The following is a 21,940-nucleotide window of genomic DNA, read 5'->3' on the forward strand; positions in this document are numbered from 1 at the left end:
GCGACGACGTTGGTCGCTGCGCTACGTCTCCCTACCCCAATTACATCCTCTAAATCGTCGGGTTTCCGATCATGATATTTAGAAGATGCTTATATTAGGAGATTATTAACTCTACTGGAGAGGAGGCGTCAACGCCCAACTTTGGAGGACAGTTAATATTCGAAGTCAGATGCGGCATGAGTTCACGGCCTGGTGCACAGGTGACGGCTCGCGGAGCCTGCCTGACGCCTCCGGCGGAGATAACCTACGCTCGGCCCAATCGTGGGCACTGCGAAAGAAAAGCGCCTCAGCGCCACAGCTATGGTGGGCGATCCGGGATGCTTGCCCGCCAAGGCTAACGAAGGCGACCCGATCGCAAGGAGTGAGCAGTAGACTCCGTCATGAAACCACGTCAGATCGATTTGAGTGCGGTCGATTTCTGGCTGGAGGACGACTCATGCCTGGTCAGAGAACGCTCGATGGATCGGATGATCGCGATCAGCAGCAGATTGATCACGAGGTAGAGCACGCCAGCAATGGCGAAAATCTCGAAGATCGCGAAGGTCTGGCTCATCAGCCTCTTGGCGTAGCCGGTGATTTCGAGCACCGTGATCGTCGAGGCAAGGCTGGTGCCCTTCACCACAAGGATCAGCTCATTGCCATACGCTGGCAGCGCCTGGCGGATGGCGAGCGGGAACTCGATGCGGCGAAACCGCAGCATGCGCGACATGCCGCATGCCTGGGCCGCCTCGACGAGACCGACCGGAACCGACATCAATCCGCCGCGCAGTATCTCGGATGTGTAAGCGGCCGTATTCAGCGCGAGTGCCAGGACGGCGCAACGCGATCCGTCGCTGATCACCCACCACAAAACCGCGTTGTCCTTGATCAGCGAAAGCTGGCCGAGCCCGTAGTAAAACAGGAAGATCTGCACCAGCAGCGGGGTCCCGCGAAAGACGTTGCTGTAATATTTGGCGAAGCCCGACAGGAGCCAGTTCGACGACAGCCGCATAAGCGCCAGTCCGAGGCCCAGATTGAAGCCGATCAGCACCGAAACGAAGGTCAGCGCGGCTGTGACCCACAGGCCCTTGAGCAGAACGGGAACCGCAAGCTGGATGAGGTCTATCATACTGCTTTTCTCGTCCGTAGCCTGAGCAGGCGTTCGATCCCGTCGAAGCCGGCCTGGCTTACAAGCGTGATGGCGAGATAAACCACCGCCGCAATCAGGTAGAAGATGAACGGGTGGCGGGTGGAGTTGGCGCCGATGAAGGAAATGCGCATCAACTCCTGAAGGCCGACCACGGAAACCAAAGCGGTGTCCTTGATCGTCGTCTGCCAGACATTGTTGATGCCGGGAACGGCGATGCGCAGCATCTGCGGGGCGATGATGCGGCCGAAGATGCGTGCGCCCGGCAGCCCGAGCGCTCGAGCTGCCTCGATATGCCCATTGGGGATGGCGCCGAGCGCCCCGCGCACGACCTCGGTCGAATAGGCCCCGGAGATCGCGCCGATGGCGATGACCGCGATGACGAACGCATAACCGCTTTCCGCGACTCCGGCATAGCCGAAGGCAGTCACGACCTTGGTCACGAATTCAACCGAACTGAAAAACAGCAGGTAGATGATAAGCAGTTCGGGCACGCCACGCACAAGCGACGTATAAGCATCGACCACCAGCGAAAGTGGAAATATCCGGGCCCATTTGATCAGCCCACAGACAATGCCGATCACCAGGCCGGCCGCCATGCTGACGAAACCCACAAGGATTGTGATCGCCGCGCCACGCAGGATGACGGTCACCCAACCCGCTTCCCAAACTTGCCAGAGACCGAATTCCATCTGAGTTGCCCTAGTCTGTCTTGCCAATGAGACGCATGCGCCCGGCTGTCCGGGCGCATGCCAGAATTCCAAGGCGTTATTTGCAGGGCCGGGAAATGTCCGTCTTGAACCATTTCTGGCTGGCCTTGCCGACCGAGCCGTCGGCGATCAACTCGCAAAGCGCTTTGTCGATCTTGGCCTTGAGCTCGGTGTTGTCCTGCGCGATGCCGACGCCGATGCCTTCGCCAAGCGTCGGGTCGAACGTGCTCTTTATCTCAACACCTATCAGCTGGAAGTTCTTGCCATCCGGCTTGTCCAGAAAATCCTGCAAGGCGGATTGATCGGCGAAAGCCGTGTCAATACGGCCGCTCGCCAGGTCGATCTGCATCTGATCGAGCGTGTCGTAGGTTTTCAGGTCGGCATTCGGCGCACGCTTCTCGAGGAAATGCGCGTGCGTGGTGCCAGCCTGCACGCCGACCTTCTTGCCATCGAGCGATTTCAGCAGCGTGTCGACGTCGGTGATGGCGGCGAGATCAGAACCCTTGGCCGCGACGAACATGTTGGCCAGTTCGGCATAGCCGACGCTGAAGTTGATCTCCTTCTTGCGATCGGCGGTGATCGACATGCCCGAGATGATGACGTCGAAGCGCTTGGCCTTCAGCGCCGGGATCAACCCGTCGAAGGCCTGCACCACGAAATGGCAGGTCACGCCAAGTTTGGTGCATAGCAATGCGCCGACATCGGCGTCGAAGCCGGTGACGTTGCCGTTGGCGTCGGACATGCTCCATGGCGGGTAGGCGCCTTCCGTACCAATGGACAGCTCGCCTTCGGCCGCCCATGCGCTGCCCATGCTTCCCGCCAGACAGGCGAGCAGCGTCAAGACTTTCAGTTTCATATCAGTTCCCCTTGTTGTTGATCTTCATTGCCGTTGTCCGGTGCGAGCCGAACGCTTCGAGGGCTTGCTTCACAGTGTCCGTGCCAGGAATTGGCGCAGACGCTCCGAGCGCGGGCTGCCGAACAGCTCCGCCGGCGCACCCTCTTCCTCCACCTTTCCCTGGTGGAGAAACAGAACCTTGTGGGAGACCTCGCGCGCGAACTGCATCTCATGCGTCACGAGGATCATGGTGTTGCCTTCCTCCGCCAGTTGGCGGATCACCCGCAGCACCTCGCCGACCAGCTCGGGGTCGAGCGCCGATGTCGGCTCGTCGAAGAGGATGACCTTGGGCCGCATCGCCAGCGTGCGGGCAATCGCCGCCCGCTGCTGCTGGCCGCCGGACAACTGGCCGGGATAGTGGGCATGCTTGTCGGCGAGCCCGACCTTCTTCAGCAGGGCATGCGCGTGTTCGAGGGCCTTCTCGCGAGGCTCCTTCAGCACATGCCGGGGCGCTTCGATGATGTTCTCCACCACCGTCATGTGCGGCCACAGATTGAAGTTCTGGAACACCATCCCGACCCGGGCGCGGATGCGTTCGACCTGCGCCATGTCGGCCGGCCCGAGACGGCCGTTCGACAGCGGCTTCATCTTGATGAGTTCGCCGTCGATGGCGACCTTGCCGCCGTCCGGCTGTTCCAGAAGATTGATGCAACGCAGGAACGTGCTCTTGCCCGAACCCGACGAGCCAATCATGGAAATGACTTCGCCGGCATGGGCGGCGAGATTGACGCCCTTCAACACCAGAAGCGAGCCGAAGCTCTTGTGAAGCTCGTCGATCTGCACTGCCGGCGTCGTGATCTTCGCTTCGTCAGCAGGCGTCGGATCGGCCACAGCGGCCGGAGCGGTTGGCGGCGTCTGTTCGCGCCTTATGGCCTCGTCCTGGGCTACCTCGACAGTCTGTAGCTCGGCCAGTGCACGGTCGAAATAGCGCAGGCTGCTGGACAGGCAAGTGCGCTGCCAATCCGGATCATCGGGAATGAAGGCCGAGCGCAGCGTCTCCCGGATTCGCTTGCCCAGCGGCGAATCGAGCTTCCCGAACAGATGCAGCCAGTTGTCGGCTTGCACCGCTTCCATGACCGAGGGGCCGTCCAGCGTGCCGCATTCGACGACAAGCGGCAGCACGCGCGCGTCCGGCATTGCCTTGCGAACGGCGTCGGAGACATAGCCGGTCGCAGTCCCAGCGATGCCGGTGCCGGTCTTGGCGCCCGGGCCGGTCAGCACGGTCGAGAGCGCCGGCCCGAAGATGGATTTGCCCCAGGCAAGGCCAGCATGCTCGGAACTCGCCACCGAAAGCAGAGCCGGGTAGCCGTAAGGCCCCGCCCCCGTATGCAGGTCGAAAACGATGACCTGGCGCGCCGCGCCGGCAAAAGCCTTCAGGATCTCGTTCAGCGTCCTGTTCGACCAGACCGGGCCGCCACCGCCGTAGAACATCCCGTCGGCGAATTCATACTGGCCGGCCTCGACGATCGCCGCCAGCCCGGCATGCCCAAGCCTCTTGCGCGCTGCGGCAAGTTTCTCGTCGGCCGCTGTGCGGTCCGGCCCTGCCCATTCGCGGTATGCCACGGCGTCGTGGAGGCCGGCATAGCCATTGTTGACCGGAGCGCCCGCCGACCAGTCGATGAAATTGCGGTTGAGGTCGACATTGTCTTCGTTGACGCGCCGCGACCACGCCGTGCCCCAGGGATTGATGAGGTGGATGGCAAGGATCGCCATGCCGTCAGGCAAGCGCCGCAGGTTCTTCTGGCCGAGCCAGGCGGTCTGGCAGGTCGAGCCGAACGGCCCCTCGACACCATGCGTGCCGGAAATGACCACGATCAGCTTGCGCGCGTCGCGACGGCCAAGCAGTGCCACATCCGTCGCCAGCGGCCCGCCATCGGGCCCGTTCAGCGGATGAACATATTCAGACAGCTCCGCGCCCGCCCGCTCGGCCGCTTGCCGAAATTCCTGGCGCAAGGCGCCGAAATCAGAGGCATAGGCCGGGGCCGGCTCGTCATGGCGCTTCGTCGATCCCAATGGACGGCTGGCGGTCAATCCGTTCATTCCTTGTGGTTCCAGCATGGGGTTACTCATCGGTGAGGTCGCTCACGTTCTTAAAGCTGCCGGAATGACATGGCCTGGAAGACCGAACGAACCAGGCATCGCGGGGAAGCACCTTGTCGGGGTTCATGATCGACTGATCGTCCAGCACTCGTTTCACCTGCTCCATCACGGCGAGCTTCGTCGGGTCGGCTGTCGCCAGCAGGGAATGGATGCGCTTCGACCCAACACCGTGCTCGGCGGAAAAGGAACCGCCAATCTCCCGGAGCTGTTGATACAGGACACGCTCGACACGCTCGGCAATTTCGGGCGCCAGCGGACCCCGGCGGTTGAGGATGATGTGCAGGTTCCCATCGGCCAGATGTCCGAAGATATAGGGCGCCAGACCGGGTTCGATCACAGCGAGCTTAGGCAGGATTCTGTCGAGATATGCTGGAATTTCCGACAATGGTACTGATACATCGAAAGAAGGCGCATCGGGGTGGGCGCGATAGAGCACGCTGGTGTCCTCGCGCAGCCGCCACAGGTCGTCCTCTTGCCGCCGCGAGCCGGCGATGATGCCGGTCGCTTCGGGATAGCGCTCCATTACTTCCGAATAAATCCGCTCGAAATCCTCGCGCAGCGCCTCTTCGCGCGCGCCGCCAAGCGACAGCAGCAAGAACAGCGGCTGGTCGAGCGGCACGCCTGGTTCGGACCATCCATGCGCGGCGGCGGCCAGGCTGAAATACGAGGTCCACATCGCCTCGGCCGCGCGCAGATGCCCGGCCTCCGATTCAAGTGCCAGGCGAATGGTCCGCAGAGCAGCCTCGACCGATGGCAGCCCGAAAAGCGCGGTGGCGCTGGCTAGCGGCGAAGGGTCGAGCTTGACGACCACGCGGGTGACGATGCCGAGCGTGCCCTCGGCACCGATGAAGAGATGTTTCAGATCATAGCCGGCCGAATTCTTCACCACCCGAGTGAGATCGGAATAGACCGATCCATCGGCCAGAACGGCCTCGAGGCCAAGCACGCGGTGGCGCATGACGCCGTTGCGAAAGGCCATCACGCCGCCCGCATTGGTGGACACCATGCCGCCAATCGTCGCGGAGCCGCGCGCGGCAAGATCGATGCCCGGTTCCAGCCGGTGTTCGCGCGCGGCCTCTTGCAGCGCTTCAAGAGTAACGCCGGCGTCGACGACGGCCACCCGCTCGACAGGATCAAGCCGCTCGATGCGGTTCATGCGCGTCATCGAAAGGACGATCTCGCCTGGCCGCGAAACACTGCCGCCGACCAGGCCTGTCTTTCCACCTTGCGGCACGATCGCGATCCCGTTCTGGTGACAGATGCGCGCCACCGCCGCGACTTCACCGGTCGATAAAGGCGCAACGACGATGCCGGCGCCACAATTCGCGCCATTCGAGCCAAGGTCGATCGCCTCGGTATCCTCTCCGGTGCGCACATTCGAAGCGCCGACGACATCGCGGAGCGCGTCGACAAACGACAACGGCACCGCCTGGTCGATCCAGTTCGTTTGCCCTTGGGGCGCGAGGCCGCTCATCGTCCCACCAATTCCTGAAGTGCCGCAATCAGCCGGTCATTGTCCGCCGGCAAGCCGATGGTGGCACGCAGATAGCGTTCGTAGCCGGCTTCTCGCCACGCCTTGACGATAATCCCCTGTTTCAGAAGATCGGCGGCGAGGCTCGAACTATCACCCTTGCAGTCGAAGAACAGGAAGTTTGTCTGCGACGGCGCAACCCGGAAACCAAGGCCAACAAGAGCGGTGGCTGTGCGCACGCGCTCGGCCCTGACCCGGCTCGCCGACGCCTTCATCCAGCTTTCGTCGGCGAGTGCCGCGATCGCGGCGGTCTGTGCCGCTGCGTTGACGTTGAATGGCGTCTTGGCAGCGGCGATCACCCGCGCCAGTTCGAGGCTCGAACAGACGGCATAGCCGACGCGCAGCCCCGCCAGCCCATACGCCTTCGAAAACGTCCGCAGCACCACATGGTCGATGCCGTGACCGCGCAGAACCTCGATGCCGTCGGGCGCACCTGGATCGGCAAATTCGAAATAGGCTTCGTCGAGGACAAGAAGCGTGCCTGGCCGCACGGCGCCGATCAGCCGTTGCAAGCCGGAATGGTCGAGACCGGGTCCGACCGGGTTCCATGGCGAGGATATGAAAACGATCCGTGGCCTGGCGGCGATCGCCGTTTCCAGCGCGGCAAGGTCGAAGCCCATTCCAGGCGTCATCGCAACCTTGACGACATCAGCCCCCACTGCCAGCGGCTCTATCTCATGCAGGCCGAAGCTCGGCACCGTGGTGACGACGGAGGCGCCCGGCACCAGGACGGCGCGCGAGATGGCGGCGATCATCTCCTCGGAGCCATTGCCGGCAACGATCAGGCCGGGATCGACCGCCAGTCTTTCGCCAAGCACTGCCCGCAGCGCCGTGCAAGCCGGATCGGCATAGCGCCATGGTTCGAACGATGACGAAGCCAATGCGGCCATGACGGCGGGAGAACAGCCGTCCGGGTTCTCATTGCTGGCCAGCCGGGCGATGTCTTGGCGGCCACTCAGCGCCCGCGCCATCCCGATGTTCATGCCGGCATTGTAGGGCGGCAAGGCGGCGATATGCGGATTGAGCGGCAGGCTCGACACTGGTTTGACCGACTGTTCCAAATTCCGACTTCCGTTTCCCCGCGCCCATACGCGGCATCGCGATCTTGTCAAATATCCAGGACGATTGATCCGCTCGGCCTGGAGCAGCACAGCAGCACTTCGCCTGCCCCAAGCTCGTCCAGCGGTTCTTCGAAATAGGCGACGTCACCCGAGACCAGCCGCGACTTGCATGTGCCACAGATGCCCGACCGGCAGCTGAATTCCGGTTTCAGACCGTGATCCTCGGCAAAGTCGAGCAGCGATGCGGCGGAGCCGTCCCAGATGGCCTTGAGTCCCGATTTTCGGAACTCCACGGTCGTCGCCTCGTCTGTCGGCACGATCCTTGCCGGCTGCGCAACAACCGCCGAGGTCCGAAATGCATCAGGCTCAAGCACCGTCGACGGGCCGAAAAATTCGTAGGCAATGCGGTGCTTCGGCACGCCAAGCGCTCGCAACATGGCGTAAATCGCCTGCATGAACGGCGGCGGACCACAGAGATAGAAATCATAGTCGTCGATCGGCAGCAGGCGTTGCAGCACGTCCCGCGAAATCATGCCTTCGCTGTGGAAGTGCTGCTTGGCTTTGTCGCGTTCGGAAGGAGACCGATAGCAGTAGTGGGCGGACAGGCCGGGCCGTGTCGCGACAAGGCCGCTCACCTCGTCGCGCAAGGCATGCACGTCGCCATTCTCGCAAGCGTGAACGAAGACGATGCGGCGGTCCGGCATCGAAGCCAGCGCATGCAGCATCGACACCATCGGCGTCAGCCCAACGCCGCCGCTGAGCAGCACCACTGGACGGCTGCTCGCCTTGTCGAGCACGAACTCGCCGCGCGGCCCTTCGGCCTGAAGGACGTCACCGACGTCGATCCGGTCATGCAGGAAGCATGAGCTTATCCCATCAGGCAGGCCAGGCGCGGATGCTGCTTCCCGCTTCACGCTGATCCGGTAGCGACCCTTGCTGGCCGGAGAACAGGAGACGCTATAGTTGCGCAGCACATATCCCTTTTCGCCTGCCGCGTGCGGTACGGGTATCTTGAACACCAGGAACTGGCCCGGCTCGAAATCGCGCCAGTCCAGTGGATTGACCGGCTCCATGTGGAACGACGTGATGATGGCGCTTTCGCGCACCTTCGCAACCACCCTCAGGTCGCGAAACCCGCTTCTTGCGATGGTGTCGCGAGCGGTGAATGCGTTCATTCGGCGGCCGCCAATTGCTGGCTCTCGCTGGCGATCAGCTTGGCCAGGTTGCGGCGAAAACGCAGCGGCCCGACATCGATCTTGAGATCGAGATTGGGCGTGCGCTTGTTGGCCATGCCCTTGTGCACCGCGTTTAGCACGGTGCGGTCCTCGTCGAAAGCGCCGCGCACGGAGGTGGCGAACCGGCGCGACACCTCCAGATCGTCGGGAGCGAAATTGCGCATCTGGAACCAGTAATATTTCGTCTGGTTCTCATCGACAGGCGTCATGAAATTGTAACTGTCCATGAGGAACACGTCCTCGTGCAGCGGCTTGCCTTCGCCGCCGGTGCGTGCCGGTACGAAGATCGCCTTGATGATCGCGTTGGACGGGTAGCGCACCTCGTAGTGCTGCTTGCGGTCGCAATTGCCGGAGAATTTGAGGAAGGGTGCATAGAAGGGCGCCGGTGCGGCATCGACCACCCAGCGCCATACCGTTACGCCGTCTTCGCCCACGGTGGTTTCGAGCGGCGCATCCTCCATGGCCTGGACACCACCGAAGGAGGACTGATGGACCCAGGACACATGCGAGGGGTCGAGCAGGTTGTCGGTCATGTAGAGATAGTTGCAATCGAGCGCCATCGATTCGCCGCGGTTGACGCCCCATGCCGGGTCGCCCCAGTGATCGACAGCGAAAATCAGGTCGGGATCGGCCTTTGCCGCCTCGCCCATCCAGATCCAGAGCAAGCCGTAGCGCTCGGCAATCGGATAGGAACGGACGCAGGCGACATGGGGTATCTTTTCCGCGCCCGGCACCCGCGTGCAGGTCCCCGTGCTGTCGAAGGTCAGGCCGTGATAGCCGCACTCGACCGTGTCGCCCTTTATGCGACCCATGGACAGCGGCAGCTTGCGATGCGGACAGGCGTCTTCGAGCGCCGCTACCACGCCATCGGTCCGGCGGTAGAGGACGATATCCTCGCCAAGAATCCGGGTCGGCACCAGCCGGTCGGCGACCTCATGGTCCCACGCGGCAACGTACCAGCAGTTTCGAAGAAACATGGCGTCCTCCCAGCTTGTGAACCCCCAAACGAATATCTTGCGGATCCTGGACGACATAGGGCTTGCATCTGCGTTCTATTTTAGAAAAACTAAATCAAGCTGACCCCAGGATCCTTGCCCAGGTGAACAAGACGCCGCCGCTGCGTGCGATACAGGCCTTCGAGGCCTTCGGCAGACGCGGCAGTATGACGGCGGCCGCGACCGAGCTTGGCGTCTCCGTTGGCGCGGTCAGCCAGCAGATACGCAAAGCGGAAGAGGCCCTCGAGGTCAGGCTGCTGGAACGGCGCGGCAGAAGCGTCGCCCTCACAGCGCTGGGACGTGTGTATCACGCGGCGGTTTCCCTCGGATTCGACCAGATTCGTGCGGCTCAAGACATCATCGATCGCGCCCAGTCCGCGAACACGCTGACAATCTCCTGCCTGCCATCGCTGGCCAGCAAATGGATCGGCCCGCAATTGCTGGATTGGCAGATTGCACACCCGGGCGCGACGGTACGTCTGGTCGGCGCGGAGACGGAACCCCGATTGGATATTGAAGGGGTCGACTTCCGCATTTCGTACGGCGAGAAGTATCGCGATTTCAACCACTATATCGAACTGTTCACGGATTGGGTGGTGCCGGCATGCTCACCGGCGCTGCTGGCAAGGCACCCGGTGCGCAAACCCGCCGACATTCTCGACCTGCCACTCCTCAGCATCGAATGGGCTCGCGACCACCGCTCACCGCCCAGTTGGACGGAATGGGCAGCAAGCATCGGAGCGATGTACCAAAAGGCTTCAGGTGAAGTCGCCTTCTCCTTGTCGAGCGCCGCTATCGATGCCGCGACGAATGGAAGAGGCGTTGTGCTGGCGCAGCTATCAATGGCCGCCGAGGATATCGCATCCGGCCGCCTCATCGTACCTTTCAATCAACGGCTCAAATTGTCTCAGGCCTATTTCCTTGCCTGGGACCGTGCAGCTCTGGAAAAGCCCTTCGGCCCGGAACTGCGCGCGTGGATCGTGTCGAATTCCAAGCGGATGGGCGCAGCTTTAATGGCTAGCTGATGTCCTCAACTGTTCACTCCCACTCGATTGTCTTTGTCCCTATTAGGTCATTGATCGCTGACATGCCGGACTGCAGGCGGTATCGCGTGATCGAGATGCGCTCGGGCGATCGATCCTCAATCACGCCAGCCCGAGCCGGGCGACGACGAGCAGAACCACCCGCTGGTTGATTGAACCTAGCCCTCTACTCTGCTTTCGTCGGGACCGTCATCCTGATGCAGGTGCCGCGGGCCTAACAGTCTGCTGGCATGGCCGGTTGGCTTCCGCGATCGCGTGACAACTGGGATGTCACCAGTGTTAGCCTTTCGCTGGCGCAAGCCGTCGCCTACTCGACGTTGTAGCGCAACCATTCGAGCAACGTGACCGGGGCGGGTTTCAGACGCCTCTCCGGCACGAGCCACCGTGCGGGACCTGTTACATTTTGTGATTTGCACGATACCGCTGACGGGCGTTCTGATGAATGGAGGCCTTTCCGGCTTCAGGCACTTGGCGGAAAGGGCGGGGGTGTGAAAGGTGGCCAACCATGGCCCAGGCAAGTACCATTGTCTTAAGCGGCGATTATGGCTACACCCAGTATAAGGCATCCGGCCTGCCCGCCGACACCACTATCGATGCCACCGACGCCTCGTGGATCGTCGCCAATCAGGGAAGCCCCATCAACCGCTATCCCTTCTCGATCGTCGACCCCGGCGACAACCTCCTGGTTTTTGGCGGCACGATCAACGGCACCGTCTCCCAAACCGGCGACTGGGAGAACATTTACGTCAACTCCGCCGCAGTCCGTATAAATTCAGCCCACAACTTTGTCATCGACGATTGGACGGTTACCCAGCCCTGGGATGGCATTCGTGTCGGCGGCACTGGCCACTTCGTCATCGAGGACAGCTATGTCGGCTACTCCCGAGACGACGCGGTCGAGGACGATGACGTCATCAGTGGCACGATCAAGGATTCCCTGTTTGACAACGTGTTTTCCGGAGTGAGCCTTGGTGACGGTGAAGTGAATGGGCATAACAACACGGTCATCATGGATGGCATGCTTCTGGGCATGAAAGAATACCTTCGCAAAGGCGAGATGACCCACGGCTCGCCGTTCAAACTCGACAACGGCACAGGCGCTAACGATATCTCGCCAAGCCTGCACTTCATCGACTGCGTGGTGGCGATCACCGACGTGCACCACAACGGCATGGGGCGGCTGCAGCACGCCTGGGACAAGACGGTCGAGTCGCACGGCAATTACTACCTCAACCTCTCTGACACGCCGCTGCCGTCCGATTATCCAATGCCGCCCGCCGGCTGGACGGTCCTTCAAGGCCAGGCGGCCCGCGATTACTGGGCCAATGCCAAGGCGGTCTGGCATGCGGCCCATGACGGGAGCGACCAGCCACCGACACCGCCGACCGACCCGACCAAGGGAACTACCGGGAACGACACTTTTGTCGGCACTGGCGCGGCCGATAACTATGATGCCCTGGCTGGTAACGACATACTGTGGGGCCGAGGTGGCAACGACGTGCTCCACGGAGGCGCCGGCAAGGACACCTTCGTGTTTGACACGGCCTATGGCCCTGGCAATGTCGATAGGCTCCCGGACTTCCACGCAGCGGACGACGCGCTCTATCTCGACAATGCCGTCTTCACCAGCCTCGGCCCCGGTTCCTTGTCCAGCCCGACGCAGGTGAACTCGTCGTATTTCGAGTTGCGCGAACACGCCACCAGCCATAACGACTACCTGCTCTACGACCGGACCACGGGCATCCTGTACTATGACCCCGATGGCTCGAGATCGGCCCCTCAGGTGGAAATCGCCCACCTACAGGCCGGGGCGGCCCTGACCTATCATGACGTGTACATCATTTGATCGCCCATGCGATCGCACATGGCACTACGAAGCGCGAGCGCGTCACCGCTGGTGTTCCAGTTGCCACTAACAGCGATCAAAAATAGCGACGGATAGCGCCGATCTAGTAGCTCTGCACAGAGGTTACGACTCTTTGGAAATCGGCTTGGGATAGACTTCGACCAGGCGCTCCCATGCAGCCCTGTCTGCGACGAGGAGATCCTAGCTGTCGATGCGACGATCGAGGCACCCCGAGCCACAACCACCCTTGCTCTCCTTTGGCAAAGGGGAGACCTGGCGAGTTCCAATTCGCAACCGAAGGCGATTATCCGGACCGAGGGTGGACGTCGGCTAAGAAGCGTGCGCGACTAGTGCTCGCGCGCAACCAGCCAACCAGATACTAGCCGGCCGAGTGGGCCGATGATCACGCTTGTCCAGGTCGTGGCGCGCTCTCGGCGGTCTTTGCATTCTTGACGGATCATATTTTGGACTTCAGAGCAACCAAGTGGCGTCAGTATCCAGCTGTCAAGCTGAGACGATTTTCTCCACATTGGACTGTTGTCGTCCGCGTAGCCAACCGGGAGATTAAGACGCTCCGCCTTCCGGATCAGTCGCCGGGTTTTTATCTCCGCAATCTGTTCATAATATAATAACGTTTCCCAATAATGTCGGTACTCGGCCTTTTCCCGCTCCGCAGGCGTGCAAGCATTTGTCAGGTCGATGTTATAGGCGTGGTCGAGCGTCCTGATGGTTAGCCGGTACGCCATGACCTCCAATAAATCTTTGATTTCTAATAATATCGTCATACGACATCCCCGAGCCATCGTGTCCAAAAAAAGAACGCTACAACCTCCTATGACGTTCAGTCCATTCCACTACTTGGATGAACTTAGAAGGCAAAAGAACTAGATAGCGAGTAACATCAGGACGATCTGGTTCTCGAAAAGCTCCGGCTCGCCAAAAGCCGCCACGAATCGGCGATAGCAAAGACAAAGTGGTCTCGCCAGCAAGGCCGGTTAAATCAAGAAGGTATCGGCGAAGCGGAAGACGAAAACCAACTTCAAGTAACAGCCGTTGCTTAAGAGCGCATTTTTCCCTTACCGGCCAACGACCGAACAATCCTGACATCGGCGCTACACTGGCACCACCGATAGGATTAATTGCGCATTACCTAATGTCCCCTGTAAATTGACCGGTGCGGGTGCGTACTTAAGCCCGCCGCAGTGGCCGGTGCGGTCCTCACGTCCCCGGAGGGCTGCCCGCCGCACCGGCCATTTTGCCTACGCTTTGGCTAGCGGCGACGTTCGCTTTGGCCTCGATGCGCTGGGCCGCCAGCGCCCAGCCCCTGAGCGGCGACTGTTGGTCTTGGTCCAGGTCTCATCAATGAAGACCCGTCGCGTGGATCGATCCGGCCCCGATATTTCATCCACTGCAGCCGCCGTCGTGCGACATCGGGGCGATTCTGTCCGTTGGCGATCAGCGTCTTTTTTGTGAGTGAGCTTCTCGGCATGCACGAACTCCCATACCAATCGGTAGTCGACCTTCAGACCAGCTCGGCCACAAGGCCGTGCAAGGTGAAGCCCAGTCGTGAAAGCGCTCGATCAAGCTGTTGGGCCACACTCCCGAGAGTTTCTTCGGTTTGTAGCCGCGGACCTGGCGAGGCGCCGCACTGCCAGTCTCTTCGACACGCTATTAGCCACGCTATGGCCCCGCTGTAGCTGACGCTAAAGCGCGCCGTCGCGGCGCCGCGACAGGCCCTTCCATCTTGACCGCGGCAACAACCCGCCCGCGAAAATCCATCGAATATCCTGCCATCCCGACTGGCCTCCTCCAGTATGAATGTTGAATCAGAGCAAAGGTGATTTGCGAATCTCACGACTCCATCCCGCTCTAGCAAGAGAGTCCGGGGCACCGAAGCACATACCCGCGAGGAAGCGCCAGTTGCGGTTGAGACCAGAACTAAGCTTGATGTCAGCTCGAAATGTAAGACCGATCAAATCCGGCCGTTTTTATAAGTTCCGCGTGGTCATGCAACTCGACCACACCATTGCGGAATGAAGCCAGTCCACTTTCCCGCAAATCCTTCAACACGCGACTTACATGCACAGCCGAAAGCCCCAACGCGTCGGCCATCTCGGCTTGGGTCAGCGGGCATTCAAAGCGGTCCGGATAACTCGTTGGCGATCGATGTGCCCGGCAGCCCAGTTCGAGAAGAAGATGCGCCGTGCGTTCGACAGGTCCCCGTCTGCTGACTCCTGCCAGATGTTCCGCAACCCTTGCGTACCGCCTTACCTCAGCCAGCAGGATAGCCTCGCAAATGGACTGCGGGTAGCGCGAAAAACAAGTATGGACAGGACCGGTCAGCTCGATCGCGGTTACATCGGAGAGCGCAGTTGCCGTCTCGCCCCCTTCGCCGGAGAACTCGATCAAGGCAATTTCGTGAGGAAGCGCGAAATCAACGATGAGACGCGAGCCATTCCGCAACGTTTTGCCGAATGCCGCCCAACCCGCAGTCATAACCAGGATGGAGGATTTGGCCTGATGCTCGCGTGCAATCGTGGTGTTCGCCGGATAGAGGCGGCGCAAAGCCCCCGGCAATACTGAGATTGTCCTTTCCCAACTCGCGTCGGCAAGCGCGGGTCGCCTCTCCAATTCAAGAGCCTGCTTTGATAAGCCCATTTGTCTTGATTACCCCACTCCGCGATCGTCCCTCCGATCAATCTGCAGCTTCAACCCATTAATTACACAAACGTTCCGCCTATCTTTTCATCCAAATGGCGTCGCGGCCTACCGCCATGGGATGCTACCCTACCACCTTGGGGGTACTTGCACCATGCAGAAGGTTCTCAGCCCACTTTACTGGATGGGCTTCAGCAAGTTCCCGTGGCCTGCCGGCATTCAACGCCGGCAGTCGAACTTGTCCTTTGGTTGCTGCGCCCCGGCGGACCATCACGGCTGCTTTCACGTCCCTTCTTTGGTTGAAAACCCTCGCCAAGCAGAGCTGCTCAACTTGAAAGCAGCCGCGTTCGATGCCCTTCAGAAAGCACGTCGGGTCCTGCTGGTCGCGTTGATGCCGGAAGCGCGGATCCCACTGGCGGATCGGGCGGTTGCAACTCTTGCCAAGGCGGACTGGGGATCGCCTGCGCCGTGCTTCCGGGACTCTCCGTTGCACCTGCTGTAACGACTTGCTCCATTGTGCTGGCTGCCGGTTTTCGGCGCGGGTAAAGCCGCGAGGGACGCCTGGCATTGTAAGTCTGCCGTCTTTCCTCGGCAACTTCCAGGTCATCGATTGCGGATATGACCGATGCAAGACGATCCTCGATTTGGCTAAGACGCCTGCGGGTGGAAAACAGGGCGACTGAAACCAGCAAACTGTAGGCAAGTACGACAATGACTGCTCCTACGGGAGTTTCGATGCCGAACACAATTAAAGCACCAGCCCCAATAAAAACGGCAGGAGCTCCATAGCCCAGCAACCTGTCTTTCTTCATAGGAAGCATCAACGGCCAGGTTGCGGACAGCATAAGAATGGCTGCCGGTCTGTTGATCACCCAATCTAAAAACCCCGGAACGATTTCGCTGAGAATATCCATATCAACCTCAAGCAAGACACGGCCGGCTGCTTTGTTGTCGTCAGGAAGTGCAGGCTCTCCTGCGCGCCCTGGACGCTGCAGCGCCTTAGACCTTGCGGAAGCGCGATCTATGGTCCCGGCGACATCCTGAAGGTCTGGAAGGCTTGTCGGGTAGACCAGATCAACCTTTAGCCGATTTACTACTCAATAATGGTAATGGCGGGGATATCCGCGAAGCTGTTATGTTTCCAACTGACCGGCGACGCGATCGCTCGGTGGGCGGGAAAAGAGCGACTGCACATGCCGGATGGCGGGACGCGAACCCTTACATTTCACGCGCTCTGAGCGCTTACACGCAACTGCCCGAACTACTTTGAAGTGAAGCAAATTCAGCCGACGCTGGAGGGGCGGGAGTTGTGCTGTTGATTGCAAGGATTCGGAAATGGCAAGTTCAATTGACAGTCCGACCATGACCAGAGAATTACTGCCGCTCGACGTGCGGGAGATTCTTGATTTCTTTCTCCGCCGCTGGAAGCTGGTGTGCAGCATTGCTGCGCTCACCTTCGCCGCATTTGTCGCCGCCGCCTATCTCCTTCCACCATCCTACACGGGCGTCGCACAAGTATTACTTGACGCCCCGATAGACTATATGACTCCGCAGGATTATTCGAATTCTGATTTTGCCGACAATTCAACATTTATCGAAAGTCAGATTGCGGTCCTGAGATCCACCTCGCTCCTTCAGAAGGTGGTCGACAGTGAAAAGCTGACGGAAGACCCAAAGATCGGACCGGGGGCATTAATATGGCTACAGGGCGCCCTTGGAGTTTCGCGCGTTGGATTGGCGGATGTTATCGAGATCTCGGTGACCGCCTATGACCCGGGGAAAGCAGCATCGCTGGCGAACGCAATCTCCCAGGCCTACCTCGCTGATCGAGTAAGGTCCCGCTACGAAGGGGCCAAGAAAGCGTCCACATGGCTCAGTGAGCGGGCCACATCTCTGCGAGCGGAATTGAGCCTTTCGGAACAAGCCGTCCAGAAGTTTCGGATCGATCACAATCTATTGGCGACGCCAGCAGGCAGTTTGACTGACCAGCAGCTGTCTGAATTGAATGTCGCATTAATTACTGCACGCGCCGAATTGTCGGAGAAACGGGCGCAATATCAACAAGTTGACAAATTGCTGACCAGCGGAGGCGACATCCAGTCGATGCCGGACGTCTTGCAGTCCGTAGTTATCAGCGCGCTTCGGGCCCAGATCGCTGGAGTGACACGGCGGGAAGCCGACCTCAAATTGAAATACGGCGATCGGCATCCGGATGTCCTGGCGGCGCAAGCCGAGCGCCGCGACATCGAGGGGCAGATTACCGCCGAAGTCCAGCGTCTCATCGGCAATCTGAAGAATGAAGTGGACGCTGCCGAGGCCCGGGAAGCTTCTCTCAGCCGAGCCTTGAATTCGGTATCCAACCGATCCGAAGTCGAAGGTCAGGTTGGCGTGCAGTTGCGCGACCTGGAAAGGATTGCCGCCGCGAACAAGGAGCTGTTTGAGACATTCCTTTCACGCGCCAAGCTCACCGAGGAGAAGTCTACCCTGCTGAACAGCGGCGTACGCGTGATAACCGATGCGGTTGTTCCGGGTTCGCCAAGCTTTCCGAACAGGCCTCTATTCGCGGCGTTGGGGCTTGTGCTCGGCTTCTTCGTCGGGGGGGCAGGGGCCGTTCTTCGTGAACTTTTCGCTTCCGGCTTCATGGCAAAGAAGCAGATAGAGGAAGAGCTGTCCGTTCCGGTTCTTGCATCCATCCCACGGATGGCGGGCTGGTCGAGAGACGCCCATTCCCAAGCCCAACCTGTGGCTTATCTCGAGCGCAGACCACTATCCAGGTTTAGCGAAGCCGTGCGGCGGCTCCGCCTGGGCATCGATGCGACGCCCGAACAGGCCCGCTTGCCGCGCCTTATGCTGGTGACATCGGCGATGCCCGGCGAAGGAAAGACAACCTTGGTATTGAGCTTGGCCTGCTCCGCAGCGGCCGACGGCGAACGGGTTCTGGTCGTCGATGCGGACTTGCGGCTTTCGGCCACCACGGCCTTCTTCGGCATGGTGGACAAGGTCGGGCTGGTCGACCTTCTGACATTGCCGGTGAAGGCAGCAAACGCAATTCATCGGGACGAACGCTCGGGGATATCCCTACTCCCTGCCGGCGCAAGGACCCGGAACCCGCCTGCCCTTCTTGCTTCGGCGCGGATGCGCTCGGTTTTCGAAGAGCTTCGCGGAAAGTTCGACACGGTGATCATTGACGCACCACCTGTTGGAGCCGCGGCCGACGCCACGATCCTGGCGCGGTATGTCGACAAGGTCCTCTTTGTCGTGAAGTGGCGCGAAACTTCGCGCGAGGCCGTTGCAGAAGGGATTCGACACCTTGGCGGTCGGTCGAAGATTGCCGGCATCGCCTTGACAATGGTGGACGAACCAAAGTTGCCAAAATATGGCCGCTACACGTCCATCGAAAGTAGTGTTTCGGACAGTTACTATCTCAACTAGAGAAATATTTCGCCATGCAGCACGCTGAATTATACCAGGATCGCTTCCCGGTAGGAAAAACTTACGGCGGGGACCCTACGCGTTGGTACGTGATCCAGACGCACCAACATTCCGAGAGCTTGGCGGAGCGGCACCTGCTATCGCAGAACTTCCGAACATACCTGCCCAAGCGAAGGCGAACCGTTCGCCACGCTCGCATTGTCAGAAACGTCGCAAGTGCGTATTTCGACTGCTATCTGTTCGTCTCGCTGGCTGCTCAGCAGAGTTGGTACCCGATCAACTCAACCGTCGGCGTGCGAAAACTTGTCATGAGCAAAGGAATGCCGGTCCCGGCACCATACGGTGTGATCGAGTCCTTGATAGCCGCAACCGACGAGGACGGAATTTTACACCCCGATATCTTATTGAGGCCAGGTCAAAGAGTTAGAGTCATAGACGGGCCGTTTTCGGAGCAGCTTGGCGTTCTTGATCACGTCGGAAGTGCTGGAGCGGTAAAAATTCTTCTTGATATAATGAACCGTTCTATTCAAATCACGATCGACCGAGATAAACTTTCGATTATATCCTGAATTCTATCTGTTATTTCTCGTATAATATTTTTTGCTCGGACGATGCCGAAACTATCCGGCGAAGGAAGGATGAGTTGGCCACCCAATTCACCCTCGATGCGGCAGCTTGCAAGGCGACGTCCGAGGCTGCAGCCCGGCATCGAAAACATCGGGGGCTGCGTCTCAACGAAATCAGCGCCAATAGGCTGCCGATACGATGACCGGCGACGATGAGCGAATGACGCTCGACGCGATCAACCAGGGGAACCCCTTGCAACCTTCACGTAAATCCAAACCCGGAAGCTACTGTCCGGCGGATCCTGGAGAGCCTAGGGACGGCCTGCAGCCGCAACAATATCGGCGCTGGGTTCCAAAAGCCAAGGCAAGCATGGTGGTCGAAGCGTTGACGCCGGGGGTGAACGTTCCAGCGCCAGCCAGGGCGGTTGGGGCGAGCCCGTCGATCAACAAAGCAGATGTCGGTGTTTCTCAAACCGACGCAAGCGCCGCCTTGCTGCCCCTCGAAACAGTCCCGGCCCTTCCGACCGCCACCGAACTGTTTCGAGCATTCAATGAGAGCGGCCTGAAGTACGGAATAATTCAGGATCTCGCGTCCCTGCAAAGCGGACTTGCGGGCCGCGACGATCTGGATCTCCTTTTGGACAAGCACGACTACCCGGTCTTCTGTTCGATCGTGAGCAAGCTGCACGGTCGTCGCGGCGTCAGCCTGTCTTGCTACGACAATGTCTGTGCCGGCCGGGAGGACTGGTTCCTGCCTGACTTTCCAAATGGCCGCTATCTCCATCTCGACATGCATATCGGGATCCGTATCGGCTGGGAATTCCGCAAACGATATCCGGTATTCGACTATGCGGCGATTACACGATGGGAGTCAATTTGTGTGGATGGGGTGTCTATTCCGGTCGTCTCCCCCGAGGACGAGATTCGAATAGCCATTGCCCGCTTCGCCTTCCGGACCTGGGCATTGCCTTGGCGACAGTGGATCACCGTTGGTGGTGATTGGAGGGACCAGTTTGCGCGCCCGCCACTGCCGTCAGGCCAGCAAGGCCTGGATGTCGCGGAATACACGCTTGGCGGCAGCAGACTGGCGAGCTGCAGGTTTCTGCAAAGCGTCGACGGTTTGATGGCAAACCGCAGGGATCTTGCCAGGCTCCGGCGTTCAATCCGTGAAGCCTGCGGTTTTGCAGGAGGTTACGGGATCGCCGATGCGTTTGTTCACCTGGCCCGCAAGACCTCATATCTGGCGTTGAGGGCCCTTCAGCGCCTGATGCCCGGCACATTCCCACCAAAGAGACGGCCTGCGGCTGGTGGCTTTGTAGTGGCGCTCGTCGGTCCTGATGGCATGGGAAAGAGCACTCAAGCTGATCGGCTGACACGGATATTTCGATGGAAATTCGGGTGTGCGCAAGCCTATGTCGGAATCGGAGACGGCAATGGGTGGTGGCTCCGCAAGGCGTTGCAGACTCTGGTTTTTCCCTACAGACGCCGCCTAAAGTCGTTGGCCCAGCACGATGGTGGCAACAGCTCCGTCAGCCGAAATTGGTCGAAGGGAGGACTCGCCGCTACCGCGCTGGCATTCTGGGCAGTTTTGATCGCGTTTGAGCGATACGCTGTCGTGAAACGTGCGCATCGATGGGCTACGCGCGGCCTGATCGTCATTTGTGACAGGTGGCCGCAGGCGCTGTGTAGCGGATATCTGGACGGGCCGACCATCCCACCGCACCTCTTCTCCGTCCCAGGCCTGTCAGTTCTCGCTCGCCTCGAGCAAAGGCTCTATCAAAAGATGGCGCAATGCCGGCCACACCTCACTTTGCACCTGGTTTCAGATTTTGCCGTCTCCGAGCAGCGAAAGCCGGGAGAAATCAGGAAAGAAGCCTTCGACGCGCGGCTATCGCTGATGGCGGAGTTGCGAGCCAAGGATAAGAACATCCGAACCGTTGACGCAAGCGCTGGCATCGAGGCGGTCGGACGGGAACTGTTCAGGCATATCTGGCTATCTTTGTGAGAGGCAGGGCGGGCAGCTCATCGGCCAGTATCCAAACAGACCCGATGCGCCGCCTTCCGCCATCGCGAAACGACAGGTGTTCCCTGCGAGGCGTGGGAAAGCCGCCGAACGCTCGCGCTCGATAGCGGCGCGCCGATAGAGCCTGTTTCATCCCACGATCGGCACGGGGCTCTGACTTGAACGAGTGAATATGGCTCCGTTTCGGGGCGAGCACCTGTCCCATCCGGCCCACAACAGCACGCAATGACGGAGGTTGCCATGTCCGAAACCATACGCAGGACCGGCAGTTGCCTGTGCGGCGGCGTGCAGTTCTCGGTCCGCGGTCCGCCGCTCCGCATTGGTCTTTGCCATTGCAAGGATTGCCGCAAGGCCGGCGGCTCGACCTATTCGGCCTTTGCCATCTGGCCGCGCGAGGCCTTCGAAAAGACGGGCCTCGTCAGCTCCTACGGCACGCGCAGCTTCTGCCAGACCTGCGGCGGCCGCGTCGCCCGGGTCGACGACAATGAGGCTGAGGTGATGATCGGCAGCCTCGACGTCGTGCCGACCGATCTCGTGCCCGAATATGAATTGTGGACCTCAAGACGCGAGACCTGGCTCCATGCCTTGCCCGGCGCCGAACAGTTCAAGCATGACCGGCCAGCGGCGAACAGCGCAGAAGTGCCGGCGCCGCGGTCGCTGTCGGACGTCGATGCGGCCGCGTGAAATTCGATTTTGCGCTCGAATGCGCCGCCCTGGAT

The 21,940-nt window shown here is 60.2% G+C and carries 17 protein-coding genes and 1 pseudogene; 6 read left to right on the plus strand and 12 right to left on the minus strand.

Annotated features, from left to right (window positions below; genetic code table 11):
* Positions 1–391: 391 nt before the first annotated feature.
* The 8 genes from EN850_RS18135 to EN850_RS18170 form a co-directional block, all read right to left on the minus strand.
* The gene (locus EN850_RS18135; protein ID WP_135867769.1) at positions 392–1,108 is read right to left on the minus strand and encodes an ABC transporter permease; all 717 of its coding nucleotides are present in this window, start codon (positions 1,106–1,108) and stop codon (positions 392–394) included.
* Positions 1,105–1,818, minus strand: coding sequence for an ABC transporter permease subunit (locus tag EN850_RS18140; protein ID WP_135921901.1), 714 nt, complete (start codon positions 1,816–1,818; stop codon positions 1,105–1,107). The genes EN850_RS18135 and EN850_RS18140 overlap by 4 nt, the downstream gene beginning before the upstream one ends.
* 76 nt (positions 1,819–1,894) lie before the next feature.
* Complete coding sequence (locus tag EN850_RS18145; RefSeq protein ID WP_127276468.1) at positions 1,895–2,692, minus strand: transporter substrate-binding domain-containing protein; 798 nt, start codon at positions 2,690–2,692, stop codon at positions 1,895–1,897.
* 69 nt (positions 2,693–2,761) lie between these two features.
* A complete protein-coding gene (locus EN850_RS37755) occupies positions 2,762–4,771 on the minus strand; it encodes a DUF2817 domain-containing protein (RefSeq protein WP_136091941.1) in 2,010 nt (669 codons plus the stop codon).
* A gap of 22 nt (positions 4,772–4,793) precedes the next feature.
* The gene (locus EN850_RS18155; RefSeq protein WP_136091942.1) at positions 4,794–6,305 is read right to left on the minus strand and encodes an FAD-binding oxidoreductase; all 1,512 of its coding nucleotides are present in this window, start codon (positions 6,303–6,305) and stop codon (positions 4,794–4,796) included.
* Positions 6,302–7,423, minus strand: a complete 1,122-nt coding sequence (gene hisC, locus EN850_RS18160; RefSeq protein WP_136091943.1) for a histidinol-phosphate transaminase — start codon at positions 7,421–7,423, stop codon at positions 6,302–6,304. The genes EN850_RS18155 and hisC overlap by 4 nt, the downstream gene beginning before the upstream one ends.
* A 47-nt stretch (positions 7,424–7,470) precedes the next feature.
* A complete protein-coding gene (locus tag EN850_RS18165) occupies positions 7,471–8,598 on the minus strand; it encodes a 2Fe-2S iron-sulfur cluster-binding protein (protein WP_135932484.1) in 1,128 nt (375 codons plus the stop codon).
* Complete coding sequence (locus EN850_RS18170; RefSeq protein WP_127276478.1) at positions 8,595–9,635, minus strand: aromatic ring-hydroxylating dioxygenase subunit alpha; 1,041 nt, start codon at positions 9,633–9,635, stop codon at positions 8,595–8,597. The genes EN850_RS18165 and EN850_RS18170 overlap by 4 nt, the downstream gene beginning before the upstream one ends.
* A 122-nt stretch (positions 9,636–9,757) precedes the next feature.
* Between EN850_RS18170 and EN850_RS18175 the strand changes: the two genes are divergently transcribed.
* Entirely contained in the window at positions 9,758–10,678 is a 921-nt protein-coding gene (locus tag EN850_RS18175) for a LysR substrate-binding domain-containing protein (protein WP_136091966.1), read from the plus strand.
* Between the two features lie 523 nt (positions 10,679–11,201).
* On the plus strand, positions 11,202–12,542 hold the full coding sequence (locus tag EN850_RS18180; protein WP_136091944.1) for a calcium-binding protein: 1,341 nt from the start codon (positions 11,202–11,204) through the stop codon (positions 12,540–12,542).
* Between the two features lie 347 nt (positions 12,543–12,889).
* Here EN850_RS18180 and EN850_RS18185 read toward each other — a convergent pair whose 3' ends face one another.
* From EN850_RS18185 to EN850_RS18195, 4 genes and pseudogenes are all read right to left on the minus strand, one after another.
* Positions 12,890–13,327, minus strand: a complete 438-nt coding sequence (locus tag EN850_RS18185) for a hypothetical protein (protein WP_127873499.1) — start codon at positions 13,325–13,327, stop codon at positions 12,890–12,892.
* A gap of 502 nt (positions 13,328–13,829) precedes the next feature.
* Positions 13,830–14,336: pseudogene (locus EN850_RS37170) on the minus strand (IS630 family transposase); the annotation flags it as partial.
* Positions 14,337–14,492: 156 nt separating this feature from the next.
* Entirely contained in the window at positions 14,493–15,119 is a 627-nt protein-coding gene (locus EN850_RS18190; protein WP_189522182.1) for a Crp/Fnr family transcriptional regulator, read from the minus strand.
* A 407-nt stretch (positions 15,120–15,526) separates the two neighbouring features.
* Positions 15,527–16,114: a hypothetical protein gene (locus EN850_RS18195; RefSeq protein WP_136091945.1), complete on the minus strand. Its 588-nt coding sequence runs from the start codon at positions 16,112–16,114 to the stop codon at positions 15,527–15,529.
* Positions 16,115–16,535: 421 nt separating this feature from the next.
* Between EN850_RS18195 and EN850_RS18200 the strand changes: the two genes are divergently transcribed.
* From EN850_RS18200 to EN850_RS18215, 4 genes are all read left to right on the plus strand, one after another.
* Positions 16,536–18,632, plus strand: coding sequence for a polysaccharide biosynthesis tyrosine autokinase (locus tag EN850_RS18200; RefSeq protein ID WP_135867761.1), 2,097 nt, complete (start codon positions 16,536–16,538; stop codon positions 18,630–18,632).
* Positions 18,633–18,646: 14 nt separating this feature from the next.
* Positions 18,647–19,201, plus strand: a complete 555-nt coding sequence (locus EN850_RS18205) for a transcription termination/antitermination NusG family protein (protein WP_127276026.1) — start codon at positions 18,647–18,649, stop codon at positions 19,199–19,201.
* A 196-nt stretch (positions 19,202–19,397) separates the two neighbouring features.
* Complete coding sequence (locus tag EN850_RS18210) at positions 19,398–21,203, plus strand: hypothetical protein (RefSeq protein WP_246689239.1); 1,806 nt, start codon at positions 19,398–19,400, stop codon at positions 21,201–21,203.
* 258 nt (positions 21,204–21,461) lie between these two features.
* Positions 21,462–21,905 (plus strand): GFA family protein, encoded by a 444-nt coding sequence (locus EN850_RS18215; protein WP_127276025.1) that lies wholly within the window; start codon positions 21,462–21,464, stop codon positions 21,903–21,905.
* Positions 21,906–21,940: the final 35 nt, after the last annotated feature.

This window comes from Mesorhizobium sp. M8A.F.Ca.ET.207.01.1.1 (assembly GCF_004794715.1).
Lineage (GTDB): Bacteria > Pseudomonadota > Alphaproteobacteria > Rhizobiales > Rhizobiaceae > Mesorhizobium.